The following is a 16,337-nucleotide window of genomic DNA, read 5'->3' on the forward strand; positions in this document are numbered from 1 at the left end:
GTGTGCGATGGATGTAAACTACTTAAGCAAGGTTCTCAGAGCCCTTGAATAACGGGGATGTTCATGCGATTTCCGTGCAATGCGTTACAACCCACGTTGGCGAATGTGGTTTTGTCACGCCAAAAAATCACCTGCTCATTCTTAGAGTTCGGCGTGTCTAGATACGAGCGAAGCAAGAATCAGCAGTATCGGACCTGTGATGCAATGGAATCCGTAAAGGGAATCAGTCGGATGCGTTATAGATTTACCTCAAACTTATTTAATAACACAGTTGGCTATCATGAATAATGCATATTTATTTGTATTTATTTTGTCGTTCGTTCTACTTTTTGTTATGCGCAAGGTTGCTAAGCGCGTAGGTCTAGTAGATAAACCCAATGCAAGAAAGCTTCACCAAGGAGTAGTACCCCTTGTAGGAGGCATCTCCATTTTCTCGACTATACTGGTCGGGTTCCTTCTGTTCCTACCAATGAATGACAACCTATCACTCTACTTATCTTGTTCGGCTGTGCTTATAGTGCTCGGCGCATTAGATGACTACTACGATGTAAGTTTCAAAATTCGTCTTATTATCCAAGCCGGAATATCTCTTGCGATGATTTACATCGGAGGCCACAGCTTACACGATTTAGGCTACTTAATGGGGAGCGAAACCATTGCCCTTAATGAAGTCACTGGCGCAGTGATCACCGTTATTGCAGTAATAGGCGCCATTAACGCATTTAATATGGTTGATGGTATAGACGGCTTGCTGGGCGGGTTAGCCTCGGTCACCTTTACAGCATTAGGTATTGTGTTTGCCTACAACGGAAACGAATACTTAGCCACGATCTGTTTATTGATCGTGACTGCGATGCTTCCTTACATCTTCCTGAACTTAGGTTTCCCACTTGGTCGTCGCTTTAAGATCTTCATGGGCGATGCAGGCAGTATGTTTATCGGCTTTACCGTGGTCTGGATGCTAATTCGTGGCACGCAAGAACCAGGAGCGGTAGCCTTCAAGCCTGTCACTGCTCTGTGGTTGATAGCTTTACCCTTGATGGACATGGCAACCATTATGATCCGTCGTATTCGTAAAGGTCAGTCACCATTCCAACCAGACAGAGAACATCTACACCATATTTGTCAGCGTATTGGGCTTTCTCCAGGTGCAACGTTAATTTTCATCTGTTCGATGGCATCAATTTGTGCCGCTATCGGTTTGTGGGCTGACTTTACTGGCATTAGTGAATCGATTATGTTTGTCGCTTTCCTGATTCTTTTTGTGTGCTACTTTGGGGTAATTAGCCATATTTGGCGTATTTCGTCCTGGTTCAATAAGCTATTTCATACTTTAGGGCTTCAGTTTACGTCCAAGTAGAAGATAAATTTAAGCCTATTGGGGCGGTTTCTGTAAAAGTAGTAAAACCAAGGTTTTATAAGGGATTGTTCGCAATGGACTGTCTCAAAATGAATAAAAAGTGTCTCAATACTAATAAGAAAGGCTATACAGGGTGAGATCGTGAACGTTTTTTGAACAAAATCACGACCGATTTGACGATCACAATTAGCTGTGATCATATACTCCCTTTTTAGGGATAACATCATGCACATTGACCACTTCAAAGAACATTTTCAAACGATTATCGACCAACGCCAAGGTGCAAAGGTCACTTATTGCCTGTTTGAAGTCCTTTTTGGCTCGCTATGTGCGGTGATTGCAGGTGCCAGGGCAAGATCATGAAAACCCCTTATGGAATAAGGGATGACGTGAAGTCATATTTTAACTAATTAGATACTGAAGTCACAATAATCTCAATACATCCAAGATCGATTTGATGATCAGATTTAGGTGTGATCATATACTGTTTTTTAACAGCAGATATTTAGCCTAATGAGCGGATTAAGCCTTTTGGACCATATTTCAGTTATTCGAGACCCTCGCCAAGCCTGGAAAATAGAGCACACGCTAACCGACATTATCTTCTTAACAATTGCAGCAGTGATTGCTGGTGCTGAAGGTTGGGAAGATATTGAAGATTTTGGTGAAGATAACTTGGAATGGCTTAGACAGTATGGTGATTTCAAACAAGGCATACCAGTACACGATACCATTGCCCGAGTTATCAATCTTATTTCCGCCAAGCAACTGCAACGATGCTTTACTGCGTGGATGAAAGACTGTCATGAGGTGACTGAGGGTGAAGTGATTGCTATCGACGGCAAAACTCTCAGAGGCACATACAACAAAGACAAGCGTTGTGGTGCAATCCATATGGTTAGTGCGTTTAGTGCTGCAAATCAAGTTGTGTTAGGGCAGGTTAAAACAGCAGATAAAAGCAATGAAATCAAAGCGATCCCCGAACTGCTTGAAATGCTTTCCTTACGAGGTTGCTTAGTGACGATTGATGCTATGGGATGCCAGAAGGATATAGCTGAAAAGATAGTCGGCCAAGATGCAGATTACCTCTTAGCGGTAAAAGGTAATCAAAAACGATTGGAGCAAGCGATTAGCCAAGTCTTTAATTCTAGTATGCTCAATAGTTTTGAAGGTGATAAATACGTCACTCAAGAGAAAGGACATGGTCGTACAGAAACGCGTTTGAGTATGGTTGTTCACAATACAGATTTCTTAGGCGATATAGCGCTTGATTGGGCGGGACTCTCCACCATTGGTATGGTCGTTTCAATTCGTCAAGAAGGTGATAAGCCAGCAGAAACAATGCAAATCAAGCACTACATAAGCTCAGCAAAACTGACGGCTAAAGCTTTACTAGAGAGCACGCGAGCACATTGGAGCATTGAAAATCAGATGCACTGGCGATTAGACGTAGGTTTTAAAGAAGATGAATGTCGGATTCGTCGAGAGCAAGCTGGTGAGAATTTAGCAGTTATAAGACATATAGCTTTAAATCTGCTGACGGAAGAAACCAGCTTCAAAGCAGGGATCAAAAGAAAGCAGAAAAAAGCAAACCGTAGCAATAGCTACCTTTCGCAAGTCCTTGCAGTACAAGGGGCTTCGTAATCTTGCCCTGTTGCAGGTGCGAAAGGCTGGTTTGATATTCGTGAATATATTCGCGGTCATCATGATTGGTTTAAGCGTAATAACTTGTTTTTGAATGGTATTCCTGCGGATGACACCATTGCTCGCATCATCTCTACGATTGAGCCTGAACAGTTTCATGAGTGCTTCGTTAACTGGATGTCGTCAATACACACTCTTACCGATGGGCAAGTGATTGCGATTGATGGCAAAACGCTTCGCGGCTCATATAATCGTGAAGACAGGACGAGCACTATTCATATGATTAGTGCTTATGCGTCGTCCAACAAGCTCGTACTAGGACAGCTGAAAACCGAACAAAAAAGCAATGAAATTACAGCGATCCCTGAGCTGATAAAGATGCTCGACATCAAGGGAGCTCTAGTAACCATTGATGCTATGGCCTGTCAAACTAAGATTGCTAAAGCCATTGTAGATCAAGGTGGAGACTATCTGCTTGCAGTAAAGAGCAACCAAGGAAAACTCCGACAAGCAATAGAAAAGGCATTCTCTTCTCAGCGAGCCAATGTGACAAATAACATCTCTCTTGAGCAAGGACATGGCCGTATCGAGTCTCGCCAATGCTATGTTTTTGACAGTACTAAACTTGAAGGTAACTTCTCTCGCTGGAAAGGCTTAAAGAGCGTTGTAATGGTTGAAAATTTTCGCCTTGAGAAAGGAAAATCTGTCGACCTAGAGTACCGTTATTACATCAGCTCCAAAGCGCTTAGTGCAGAACAAGCTGCTATGGCAGTCAGAGAACATTGGGGCATAGAGTCAATGCACTGGGTGCTTGATGTCACAATGAATGAAGATGCTTGCCAGATATACAAAGATCATGGTGCTGAGAATTTATCATGCTTGCGCCACATGAGCTTGAACATGCTCCGTGAAGAACCAACCAAGCTAAGCATAGTGGGGAAGCAAAAGCGATGTATGATGAATACGTCTATGCTAGAGGCAGTATTAAGTGCTGGTTTTAGTCAGATGGCGAAAAACTAGGCACTCATGCGGTCGCCCTGAAAGGCTATATTGTAACTCCATGCTTAATTGGATATTATTTTAGTGTATACCCGTGATCATTGAAGATGCTTGATTTCTGATGAAATCAGGATCATGCTACGCACCATGAAAATTACTCTGACTCCTCAACAGAAACAACAGCTCGAAGAGATGCACGATTCAACTCGTGATGGTCGAGTGCGTGACCGCATCAAAGCAGTTTTACTTGCCTCTGAAGGTTGGAGTCAGATGATGATTTCTCAAGCTCTTCGTATTCACGAATCGACCGTCGCTCGTCATCTCAGTGATTATGTTCTCTCTGAAAAACTCAAGCCTGAAAATGGCGGTAGTCAAAGCCGACTTTCTGCTGGGCAAACCGTGCAGCTTATCGAACATCTGGCTGAAAACACGTACTTTCATACCCATCAAATTGTCGCTTATGTACAAGCAGAGTTTGGTATCCGTTATACCGTTGCTGGAATGAACAAGTGGTTACATCATCACGGTTTCTCATATAAGAAGCCGAAAGGTGTACCGCACAAGTTTAATCCAGAGATGCAGCAAGCCTTTATCGAATACTATAACGAGACGCTAAAAAGCAGCGAAGACCCTGTGCTGTTCATGGATGCCGTTCATCCTACGCAGTCAACAAAACTCAGTTATGGATGGATACGAAAAGGGCAAGACAAAGTGATTGAGACAACAGGCAGTCGAACTCGTCTTAATATTATCGGTGCGTTACCGCTTCAAAATATTGGCGCAACGGTGACAGAAACGTATGAGACGATAAACAGCGAGAGCATCGTTCGCTTCTTCTGGAAGCTCAAAAAGGAGCATTACCCGTTGGAGCAAAAAGTTCACCTAGTTCTTGATGGCGCCGCCTATCATCAGTCAGAGCTGGTGAGAAATGCGGCAAAAGTGCTCAATATTGAGCTTCATTACTTACCACCTTACAGTCCAAATTTAAATCCAATCGAGCGGCTTTGGAAAGTGATGAATGAACATGTGAGGAACAATATTTACTTCTCCTCCAAGTCAGAATTTACTTCAGCCATCAAGGAGTTTTTCGATGTAACGCTACCAGAAGTTGCAGGCTCATTGTCATCCAGAATTACGGATAATTTTCAGATATTGAAACCTGCATCTTCAAGTTGAACGGGTATAAATGATAGCCGTAGAAATAGTATTTACCTAGCAACCTATTTTAATATATGTACTGTTAGTATAATTTTGACTAATAGCTATATGATCTATTATATTGTTTCAATGACATTCTTATTGTTAATTGAGTGTTTCCCATCGATACTCGAAAAAGAGCATTATCTAAGCTAAGAAAAAATAATTCATATATCACGCTCCTATACTTATGCTAATTATAAATATGATAAGTGTGATTTTATTAGGTTCAGGATTTATAACAATTATTGCAATTGTTTATCTTATTATGGTGGTAAAATATATGGTAGATAATGTGGCTATATTTAAGGTGTTAAGAGTTTGAGGGGATATACCAAGCAATGAAAATTAAAAGTGATATAAGTATTGGGAAAATATTGCATAATGGCAGTTTCGTTGCTGTGCGATTTCTTATTTACACTATATCGGGTTTTGTATTTGTCCCTTTTCTAATCAGTGAGTTCGGTAGCTCTGAGTATGGGCTCATAGCTTTAGCTGGTTTCTTAACTCAATATATAGGAATGATATCGGACTGTATAGGAAGTGCAGTTTCTAGATATCTTAATCTTGCATTAAACAGAGGTGATTCATTTGAATCTAATGAAATATATAATACAGCATTAATGTCTAACTGTTTGATAGTACTAATAAATATACCTATATTTTATTATTGCCTTGTGAATCTTGATTTTTTCTTTGAATTTAACCCCGTAAAAGAGCATGATTTTTTAATTCTGGTAACGTGTAATGTATTGGTTTTTTTTATTGCTCTACTTACAGGTGTATTCAAAACCGCCATACAAGCATCTAATAGAATAGATATATCAGCAAAGATAGACATTACTAAAATATTAATAAGATTAATAGTGATATTTCTTGGGATTAAAACTATCGGAGCTTACCTATGGATAATTGGGGTCGTTGATTTAGTTTTAGCAATGGCTACTTTTGTTATATACGTGAGTATAAGTAAAAAACTAGCTCCGCAACTTAAAGTTGATAGAAGTTATGTTTCAAAGAAGTGGATAAAACCCGTTTTAAATATGTCATCTTGGTCACTTGTTGCAGTCTTGGGGTTTTCGTTGATAACGCAAACAGACACGTGGATTCTTAATAGGTTTGTAGATGCGGGAGTGGCAGGTGTATTTGCAGCGTTACTTGTTTGGCCAAATTTTGTTAAGCAAATTACTAAACAGATTGAAAGCGTAATAGCGCCTGTTCTCTTGATCGACTATGCAAGAGGCAATGAGGTACGTTTTACTGAAATGCTCTCGCATAGTTCAAGATTTCTTTCTAGTCTCGGTGGAATCATAACTGGGGGATTACTCGTAGTATCTCCTCTTATAATTAATTATTGGCTGCCAGAAAGTGAAGAAAGATACATTTTATTACTTCAAGTTATGATTTTTTATTTGGCCTACACATTACCAGAATCAATACTATGGCGTTATTTTCTAATTACTAACCAGATGAGTTTGAATGGGATAATTAGTATAACAGCAGGTATTCTTAATATTTTATTATCCGTAGCATTTATAAAGTTAGGTTATGGTTTCTTGGGCGTCGCGTTAGCCACGTCAATCTCTTTAATTGTAAAAGATGCAATATTAGTTCCTTTTATTATAGCGCGTAAAACAACAATAAAGTATTCCAAGTTTGTGGTGGATACTATTATTTCATCTATTATGATTGGAATTTCATTTTTAATGTTTAACTATATTTTTAATAACCATTACGATAACATTTCTATGTTAATACTGCTGTTACTTCTGGCAGGATTATTTTTGTCATCTTTAATTATTATTTTTAACAAAAGAATATTTAATGTCTTGATTAAAAAGATTACCTGAGGTGAATATTGAAAATATTAATTCTTACAATTCCATTCTATCCTTCTAAAGGAGGAGTGGAAACTGTAACCCACTTACTTTCAAAAGCATTTAACGAACTCGGTTGTAACACTACTGTTTTTACACCACAACCTGATAATGGCACAGTAGAGAACTTATCATATGAAGTTGTAAGGACAGAATCGAAAATAAAATTAATTAAGAGTTTAGTTTCATCTGACGTAGTAATAGCCCAGGGGGAATGTTATAAGCTTATGTGGCCATTACTGTTCTTGAAGAAAAAGACGATGATGGTTCTCCATACTAAGCCAAGAGAAAGGAAAGGAATCTGGCGATTGTTTGATCGGTTCTTTTACGATAAATGTGACGTATTTGCTGTGAGCAACTATGTGAAAAGTACTTCGAGAAAACCGATTAAGGGGGTTATTCCTAATCCCTATGATGAAATACTTTTTAGCCCAGATCCCTCCATTTCCAACGAAAATAGAAAAGGAATCTTGAGTGTGGGTATAACCGAGGGGAAAGGCGTTATGGACCTTTTGTTCGCATTAGATATGTTGCATCGAAGCATAGATATTCCTGAAGTGACTTTGGTTGGTACTGGTGGATGTTGTGAAGAAATAACTAGCTTTGCTAAAACGAGAAGTTGGGGTCATAAGATAAAATTAGTGGGTTCCCTTAGTGCATTAGCCTTATCTAAGTCTATGAATAAACACAAAATTCTTGTTGTACCTTCAAAGTGTAATGAAGCGTTTGGAATCGTTGCATTAGAAGGCTTAAGCTCAAATTGTAAGCTAGTTTGCTCGAACGACGGTGGTTTACCAGAGGCTGCAGGCCCTCATGCCACTATATTCGAGAAAGGCGATATAAAAGGACTCAGAGATGCTTTGGCGGATGTACTTGACTCACCTAAGTTAGCGAATATTTCTCCTGAATCTAGTTTGGATTTTCACTTAAAAAAACACTATCAGTTAAATGTGGCTAAAAAATATTTATTGGAATTAGATAAAATAAAAACTTAGAGGTCTAAGTGGAAGTAATCTCATTAGCAATATACGGTATGATAAACCTGTTAATGCTTATTAGTTGCCTTATAAAGAAAGGTGATATATTCAAACCTACTTTTTGGTTTTCTTTAATTTCTTTAGGATGGTTTTTCCCACAAGCGTTGGGTTCCTTAGAAAAAAGTCATGTCTATCCAGATAATGGATACATTTATGGCTTGCTTTTTGCGTCATTGTGTTCATTGGCGTTTTACTTTGGATGGATCTTTTCACATAAAAAAAGTCTAAAAGAAAGCTCTATGTATTTTATGGAGTTCGATGAAGAACGTCTTTATAAAGTGGCGGTTTTTCTAATTATGTTTGGGTTGTATTTTCAAGCCAAATTATGGTCTCTACCAGAAGATATTTTGTCTAACTCAACTTGGACCGGTATACCGGTAATGTTGCTTTTTTTTAGTCATACATTCAGATTTGGCTTCCTTATATTATGGATCCAATACTTAAAAAGTGGAAAGATCTTAAGTACGAAGTATCTAATCTTTCTTGTGCCTTGTGTAATCTTATTCATTGATATTGCATTCTTAAAAGGTCGAAGAGCAGAGATGATGAATATTGTTAGTTATTTATTTATAGGGCTATGGTTTGTAAAAAGAATCATTCCATCTAGGGTGGTTATAATTACAGCACTTATTTTCGGTTTGATTTTTATTAACACAATAGGGGCATATCGCTCTATCATCAAGGATGATTATCTTTCGACTGGAGAAAAAATTGAGAAAGCTTTAGATGTTAATTATTTAGCTTTAGTAGAAGATCAGAGCAAAAATGCCACATACGAGTTTGATAATTACACTTATGCTCGTTCAGCAATCGGAAAGACAACAAGTTTCGATTATGGTGTATATCATTGGAATACACTTGTTTTTAATTATATTCCTGCTCAAATAGTGGGTAATGAATTCAAGGATTTCTTTTATTTTTCCGGAGTTGATGTCCAAAAATTAAGTATGGATAACTATTACCACTCATTTAATGGGGGCTCTACGGTAACTGGTTATTTGGATTCTTTTATATCTTTTGGTTGGTTAGGTTTTATAAAATTCGTTATTATTGGAATCTTGATTGGCTATTTATACAGGTATTCAATGGCTGGAGGAGTGATATCACAAATATTATATCTGTATCTTCTTAATCACTTTATGCTTTCTGTTACGCATAATACAAATGAATTTCTAACTCGGCATTGGGTTTATTTTTTTTGTTTTATCTTTCCGTTATTAATTTGGGCTAGGTGTAAGGAATAACTTTTGAATAAACTAGAAAAAAAAATAAGAATTATTGTATGCCAACATGGTGCAAGGCATCGATATCTTGTGCCAAGAATCCTCGATCACGAAGGTATGTTGGCAAAATTTTATACAGACTCAAGTAATTTTAGTCCTCTGGGTAAGCTTGCTAAGTTGCTTGGCAATCGGGCTCCAAATGCCTTTAAGCGCTTGTCTAACCGCATCGTTAAAAATGTGTCTCAGCATAAAATTAATTCATCTGACGCTAATACTATCTTAGAGTTGATGCAACGTTTACTTAACCGTAACAAGAGTGGGATTGATCTATTCGTACAAAGGCATCAAATTTTGTCCAAAAGAATGATTTCTTGGGGGTGCGAAAATATCGATTATGTTTATTCCATGTATCATGAAAATTTAGATTTTCTTAAGTATGCAAAGAAATTAAACACTCGATGTATAATAGACGTTTATATTAGCCCTATCACCGATGAAATAATGGCCAAAGAGTATGATTTAATACCAGAATGGGCTAATGTCAAATCTAAAACTACTTTAGAGAAGGAGTTAGCGCTCTGGAAAGAAAGCGTCGAGTTATCTGACATGCTCATTTGTCCTTCTGAATGGGTCGCAGAAGGGGTTTTAAAACTGTCGCCCAATTCTTCTGAAAAAATTAGAGTTGTCCCATATGGTTGTTCAATTGACTATAAGGACGAAATCAATATTCCAATAGTTGGAAGAGTGCTTTTTGCCGGTGGTGACCCTCTAAGAAAGGGGCTGCATTATCTTGCTGAGACTACAAATGAGTTGGGCAAAGAACTAGAAGAACTAGATGTTAGAATCGCAGGAGATTTACCAGACTCCGTAACACAACACCCTTTATGCACGAACATGAATTTCCTAGGTAAATTATCATCTCAAGAGCTTAAAAAGGAGTTCCTTAGTGCAGATGTATTTGTTTTACCTGCATTATCAGAAGGGTTCGCGGGTGTGATTGCCGAAGCTATAAGTGCTGGCTGCCCTGTTATAATCACAAAAGAATCCGGGGCCCCTATAATTAGTGGTAGAGAAGGTATAGTTATTCCAAGTAGAAATAGCAATGAGTTATCTAAGGCAATTAAACGAATGGTGTTGGATCGTAAGTTTAGAAATGAATGTTCGAAAAACTGTATAAAACAAAGGCCATTCTATTCAGAAGAGGCATGGGGTGAAAGACTGATAGAGTGTATAGAGAATTTTCATCAAAACAAAGGAATATCCAATGAAAGTTAATGTTTTCGGTGATTATTATTGTAATGAGAAAATTAATATATGTCCGAAATTTAGTAGTGTGCTATGCAATTCAGATCTAAATATTATAAATTTCGAAGCACCCATAGTAAAAGATATAACATGTGCAATTGAAAAAGTTGGTGCTAATCTTTCTCACAATATAGAGACGATAACTAACCTAAAAGAACTGAATATTACAGATGTATGTGTAGCAAATAACCATTATTTTGATTTCGGAGAGTTAAATGCTGAATATTCTAATGGAGCTTTGAAAGATGAATCAATACGTGTACATGGATATAATACGAGTGATAAACCCGGAAGAATACATTATATAACAGACAATTGGGTCATTATTAACGTAGCTGAGTCAGAATATGGAGTTAAAAGTCAAGAATTTAAAAGCGGTTTTTTGTCTATATCCGATCCAAGACTTTTTGTAATACTTAAGAAATTTAAGGATAAAGGCACAAATATCATCCTTATCGTACATGCTGGTTTGGAAGATGTACTGACTCCACTCGATAGTTGGAAAGATTATTTTAGGGCGTTTATAGATTTTGGCGTTGAGATTGTTATTGGTCATCATCCACACGTGCCGCAGAGTCATGAAGTGTACAATGGTAAGTACATTTACTACAGTCTAGGCAACTTCATCTTTCAAAATTCCGACAAGAGCGACTGGCATAAAATAGGGCAATTCGTATCACTAGAGATCTCTGGAGATGAGCTAAAAGTCAGTCATGGATACACTCGTAATACAAGCGGTTATATTTCATTAATAGAGGATGAGTCCTCTATTGATGAACAATTAGAAAAATATTTTAGTTATCCATTATCTTTGGCGGATAATTATAGAAAACTAATGATGATGGATTTGAAGAGAATAATTTTAAGTGTTTTTTATCCTAAGATACTTAACTTTGTTCCATATTTTAATAAAAGAAAAAGTAGAGCTTTGGACTTTTGTATTCATAACCTAAGGTTTGAAACTCACAGATTTTCCCAAATTGAATATATTAACAAGGAAAAAGCTAGAAAATGAAGAAGAAAGTCAAAAATTTATTAAGGATAATATTGCCCACAGTTGCTTATGACACATTAGCTTTTGTTACTATTTTTAAAAGATTCCCATTTTCCAATGAACCAAAATACTTTAACCAAAAAGTATTTATGCGGAAATATTTTGATAGAAATTACCTATATTCACTTTGTTCCGACAAGTACAGGGTTAGGGAGTATATTGAAAGGAAGATAGGAAAGGTTTATCTGATTGAATTAATTTCTTCTTTTAAAGGTGTGCCAGAAGTTTCAGACTTTATTAGACTCAAACGATTCGTAGCTAAATCTAACCATGGTGCTGGCATGGTTCACCTTGTAGATTCACCTTTGTCCGATGAACAAGCTAAAGAACTAGTTAACGAATTTGAAAGTTGGATGACTATTGACTATGGGAAAGATTCTAGTGAGAGTCAATACAGAAAAATCCCTAAGATGATAGTTCTTGAAGAGTCTTTATGTGTAGATGGCAAGGTTCCGAGAGATTACAAATTCCACTGTTTTAATCAAATGGATGGTACTTATAAGTATGTTTTACAAGTTGTTGATGGTCGCTTTGCTGACGAATCGCGTGGTTATTATTTAAATAATTTAGAAGATTGTGTTCATAGTTTTGGTAACGGTAACCACGTTATCCCATCTACAGATTTAGATGCTTTAAAAGAGATTGTCCACCTTAATGGAGAACTAATAAAGGATTTTGACTATGTTCGTATTGATTGGTACGTCTCAGAAGGGAGGCCTTATTTTGGTGAATTAACATTTACGCCTGGTGGTGGGCTAAGTAGTGAGTTTAATGACGAACTAGAGTTAACTATGGGTGAATATTGGTTATGAAAGTAATAGTTCAACAACCAGCTCTGCCTAAATATAGGTTGCCTTTATTTAGTAAAATATCAGAAAATAGCGAAATCAACCTGAAAATTCTTTATTCTACGGATGATTCTCTTCCATCCTTTAAAGGAGAAGGTTTTTCGTCAAGGGTTGTTAAAAATTATAGTCTCCCTTTTTTAGGCTTAATGTGGTGCCCATCTCAATTGGAATCTGCTAAGAAAAGTAGATGTGACGTATTGATTTTACCTTGGAATATTCATTACCTAAGCTTATTACCAACTCTATTAAGAGCAAGATTGAATGGGGTTAAAGTAATATTATGGGGGCACGGATATTCGAAAAGAGAGTCGCTTGTGAAGAAAACGCTAAGAGATTTCATCGGTAAAATGGCAACATCTGTGCTTTTTTACGACAAAGTCACAGCAAAGAGGTACGTAGATTCTGGTTGGAACAAAGAACGTGTTAACGTAGCATTAAACACTTTAGATACGTCACCGGTGAACCGTGCGTTTGATTATTGGAATAATAATGCTCGGTTGACTAAATTTAAAAGGGAACACGATTTGTTGGAATGTAGTACGATCTTATATGTTGGAAGATTGTACCCTGAGAATAATGTCGAGGTGCTCTTTAATGCATTAGCTTTTTTGAAGCAAGAATCTCTAAATATTAAATTAGTGATTATTGGAAAACAGAATAACTACGCAGATGAACTGAAACAGTTAGCACATGATTTAGGGATAAAAAAATCAGTTCAATTTGTTGGAGAGATTTATGAAGAGGAAGAGTTAGCCCCATACTTTTTATCTTCAGATTTGTTCTGTTACCCCGCCAATATAGGTTTAAGCATTATTCATGCGATGGCTTATGGTTTGCCAGTACTTACTGGCGATAAAATAAGCGCACATAACCCTGAAATACACGCTTTGAAAAACGGTGAAAATGGATTTTTATTTAATGACAACGATTCTTTAGCTTTAAAAGACAAGATCTTGGAAATTTTGCATAATGACGAACATCTTACCTCAGTTCGAAAAAACGCTCGACTTACTATAGAGCAAGATTATTCAATTAATAGAATGGCTGAAGGTTATATAAAAGCAATAAAACAAACTATGGTTAGTTAGATGAAAGTGGTAAAACTTGGTGGTGTGACCAAACATTCAGGCGGACTTTATTTTGCGGTTAAGGAACTTGCAAATTCCTTAGTAAAATTAGGCTCAAATATAACAGTTTTTGGTTGGAAAGAGAAAGATTATAAGAGCGATATAGATTCTTGGCGGCCAGTTAAAGTCGTTACGTATAAAGCAGTTAGCAAATTCAAATTTTCGTTTGAATTGTTACCTCTAATTTCAAATAAAAATCCAGACATAATTCATCTTCACGGTCTATGGAATTTTAACCAGTTGATTAGTTTGTTGTATTCGCTTAGAACTAATAAAAAACTAATTATATCACCACATGGTATGATGGATGAATGGGCTATCCAACAGTCTGTGTTAAAAAAGAAACTTATTAGTTTCTTATACGGAAATGCGACTATTAGGAGAAGTCATTGTATACATGCTTTGTGTAAGTCGGAGTATGAATCGATTCGTAAACTTGGTTTTAAAAATCCGATAGCAATTATACCTAATGGCATTGATCTACCAGATTTGGCTGACCAGTATTTTTCCAGTAAGAAAATGTCTTTTTCTATTAGAAGAAAGAAACTTGTTTTCTTGGGTAGAATGCATAAAAAGAAGGGATTGTTAGAGCTTTTAGATGCCTGGAGAATTCTTTGTCAATCACAGGGCGACGAGTTAGATTGGGAATTAGTGATTGCTGGTTGGGATGACGATAATCTATCTAAACAAATAGTAAAAAACACGACTGAATTCGACAGTATTACATATATTGGTTCCGTTTTTGGAAGCGATAAAGATCATCTTTTACGCTCTGCGGATGCTTTTATACTACCTTCATTTTCAGAAGGACTCCCAATGTCTGTGCTTGAAGCATGGTCTTACGGACTACCCGTTATTATGACTGAGCACTGTAATTTGCATGAGGGGTTTGTTCATAATGCAGCTATCAAAGTTGAACCTACTAAAGAATCAATATATGAGCAATTATTGAAAATAATAGCGTGTACACCAGAAGCGCTATTATCTATTGGAGTAAACGGTAGGAACCTGGTCGAATCTAAATTTACTTGGGACAAAGTTGGTCGTGACATGATTTCTGTATATGAATGGTGTTTAGATGAGAATCGTCAGATACCTGATTGTATTCAACTATACTCAAACAGGGATTAATTTTGGTAAGATTAGACGAATATGAATTGAATAATTATTCTTTCAAACATAAGTTTCTTGTTTCAATATGGACATTAGTCAGAGCTTTTTTCTTTCTCACGTCCTTTCCATTCCCAAATAAAATAAAAGTATCTATTTTAAAATTGTTTGGAGCAAAGATAGGCGAAGGAGTTGTAATTAAGCCTAATGTAAATATCAAGTTTCCTTGGAGGTTAGTTGTCGGAGATCATACTTGGATTGGAGAAAATGTATGGATAGATAACTTAGAAAATGTGTGTATAAGCGATCACTGTTGCTTGTCTCAAGGTAGTTTTCTACTAACTGGTAATCACAATTACAAAAGCAGAACTTTTGATCTATTAACCTCTCAAATTAATATATGTCAAGGTGCTTGGATTGGGGCAAAATCTGTTGTTTGTCCTGGTGTGGTTATTGGTGAACATGCTGTATTAACCGTAGGTTCAATTGCGAAATGCGATCTTCAACCTAACGGGATTTACTCGGGTAGTCCAGCTGTCTTTGTTCGGAGTAGATTTGAAAATGACCGGTGCTAAGATTAACAGAAACTCGTTAATTGATAAAACTAAACTAGTGATGGCATTTTTGGTTATCGGAATCCATTCTAGCCTTCTAATAGATATATCATCATTTAGTTATTTCGTTCTGGTTAATGGTATATTTAGAATTTCGGTTCCTTTCTTTTTTCTTGTCAGTGGATACTATTTTTTTAATTCTCAGTCAACAGGGATGACATTGGTATGGTTTAAGCGAGTATTTATACTTTACGTATTTTGGATGCTGATATACTCACCTTTTTGGTTGGACTATGCTGATTTTAACTTGTTTAATGTTATCAAAGCTTTTAAAACAGTTATATTTGGCTATCATCATCTTTGGTTCTTGTCTGCGCTTATTGGGGCTGGTTTGTTAGTTTGGCTGATGATTAGATATGGGATTGATTTGAAGTTTCCATCAATTATCTTATTCTTGATCGGTGTGTGTATTCAGTATTTATTAAATTACAACTTTAATGCATTCCCCTTTGCTAATGATTTTAACCAAGGCAGCTTGCTTTTTTTGTTTAGGAACTTCATTTTTTTTGGGTTTCCGTTTTTTAGTCTGGGATTTCTCATAGCGTCAAAAGAAATTAAAATCGCATTAGAGCCCAAATGGCTAATAGGTATTGGGTTGCTATTATTAATAGTAGAGTCTATGTTTAATTTTTTTCTTTTAGGATATCAATATGGATTTGACACTTACATGTCTCTTCCGTTATCTGTGTTAGGGTTGTTTCTTTTCTGCACAAAAACCGAAGCTAAAGTAACAACAAATAGCAGAAAGATAAATTACTCATTATATTCTACTGCTTTGTATTTTATTCACCCTTTGGTACTTTATTTTCTATCACAGTTAGGGGTAGTTGGTTCGAGTTTAGTCAAGTTTACATATTGTGTAGTTTTGACGACTATTCTGGGGTCATTTGTAATGTTGGCTAGATTCAGATTTAAATTTATTTTATAGGTTTGTAGAGATAT

At 36.7% G+C, this 16,337-nt stretch carries 13 protein-coding genes and 1 pseudogene; all 14 read left to right on the top strand.

All coding sequences use genetic code 11. The features are described from left to right. The first annotated feature begins 280 nt into the window (after window positions 1-280). The 14 genes and pseudogenes from wecA (at window position 281) to R8N49_RS09860 (ending at window position 16,323) form a co-directional block, all read left to right on the top strand. Complete coding sequence (gene wecA, locus R8N49_RS09790) at window positions 281-1,360, top strand: UDP-N-acetylglucosamine--undecaprenyl-phosphate N-acetylglucosaminephosphotransferase (RefSeq protein ID WP_258489628.1); 1,080 nt, start codon at window positions 281-283, stop codon at window positions 1,358-1,360. Window positions 1,361-1,873: 513 nt separating this feature from the next. After that, on the top strand, window positions 1,874-3,004 hold the full coding sequence (locus tag R8N49_RS09800; RefSeq protein WP_237310154.1) for an ISAs1 family transposase: 1,131 nt from the start codon (window positions 1,874-1,876) through the stop codon (window positions 3,002-3,004). Between the two features lie 9 nt (window positions 3,005-3,013). Beyond that, window positions 3,014-4,024 (top strand): annotated as a pseudogene (locus R8N49_RS09805) (ISAs1 family transposase); the annotation flags it as partial. 126 nt (window positions 4,025-4,150) lie between these two features. Continuing rightward, the gene (locus R8N49_RS09810; RefSeq protein ID WP_269984591.1) at window positions 4,151-5,179 is read left to right on the top strand and encodes an IS630 family transposase; all 1,029 of its coding nucleotides are present in this window, start codon (window positions 4,151-4,153) and stop codon (window positions 5,177-5,179) included. A gap of 362 nt (window positions 5,180-5,541) precedes the next feature. Beyond that, complete coding sequence (locus tag R8N49_RS09815) at window positions 5,542-7,050, top strand: hypothetical protein (RefSeq protein WP_318189932.1); 1,509 nt, start codon at window positions 5,542-5,544, stop codon at window positions 7,048-7,050. A 56-nt stretch (window positions 7,051-7,106) separates the two neighbouring features. After that, entirely contained in the window at window positions 7,107-8,072 is a 966-nt protein-coding gene (locus tag R8N49_RS09820; RefSeq protein ID WP_318189933.1) for a glycosyltransferase family 4 protein, read from the top strand. A gap of 8 nt (window positions 8,073-8,080) precedes the next feature. Continuing rightward, complete coding sequence (locus tag R8N49_RS09825; RefSeq protein ID WP_318189934.1) at window positions 8,081-9,358, top strand: O-antigen polymerase; 1,278 nt, start codon at window positions 8,081-8,083, stop codon at window positions 9,356-9,358. Window positions 9,359-9,361: 3 nt separating this feature from the next. After that, on the top strand, window positions 9,362-10,612 hold the full coding sequence (locus tag R8N49_RS09830; protein WP_318189935.1) for a glycosyltransferase family 4 protein: 1,251 nt from the start codon (window positions 9,362-9,364) through the stop codon (window positions 10,610-10,612). Further along, on the top strand, window positions 10,602-11,657 hold the full coding sequence (locus R8N49_RS09835) for a CapA family protein (RefSeq protein ID WP_318189936.1): 1,056 nt from the start codon (window positions 10,602-10,604) through the stop codon (window positions 11,655-11,657). The genes R8N49_RS09830 and R8N49_RS09835 overlap by 11 nt, the downstream gene beginning before the upstream one ends. Beyond that, window positions 11,654-12,508, top strand: a complete 855-nt coding sequence (locus tag R8N49_RS09840) for an ATP-grasp fold amidoligase family protein (RefSeq protein ID WP_318189937.1) — start codon at window positions 11,654-11,656, stop codon at window positions 12,506-12,508. The genes R8N49_RS09835 and R8N49_RS09840 overlap by 4 nt, the downstream gene beginning before the upstream one ends. Next, on the top strand, window positions 12,505-13,632 hold the full coding sequence (locus R8N49_RS09845; RefSeq protein WP_318189938.1) for a glycosyltransferase family 4 protein: 1,128 nt from the start codon (window positions 12,505-12,507) through the stop codon (window positions 13,630-13,632). Before R8N49_RS09840 ends, R8N49_RS09845 begins: the two co-directional genes overlap by 4 nt. After that, on the top strand, window positions 13,633-14,802 hold the full coding sequence (locus tag R8N49_RS09850; RefSeq protein ID WP_318189939.1) for a glycosyltransferase: 1,170 nt from the start codon (window positions 13,633-13,635) through the stop codon (window positions 14,800-14,802). It abuts the gene before it with no gap. A gap of 2 nt (window positions 14,803-14,804) precedes the next feature. Beyond that, window positions 14,805-15,356: a WcaF family extracellular polysaccharide biosynthesis acetyltransferase gene (locus tag R8N49_RS09855; RefSeq protein WP_318189940.1), complete on the top strand. Its 552-nt coding sequence runs from the start codon at window positions 14,805-14,807 to the stop codon at window positions 15,354-15,356. Then, window positions 15,343-16,323, top strand: a complete 981-nt coding sequence (locus R8N49_RS09860) for an acyltransferase family protein (protein WP_318189972.1) — start codon at window positions 15,343-15,345, stop codon at window positions 16,321-16,323. Before R8N49_RS09855 ends, R8N49_RS09860 begins: the two co-directional genes overlap by 14 nt. Window positions 16,324-16,337 lie beyond the last annotated feature (14 nt).

It is taken from the genome of Vibrio sp. 1978, from assembly GCF_033344345.1.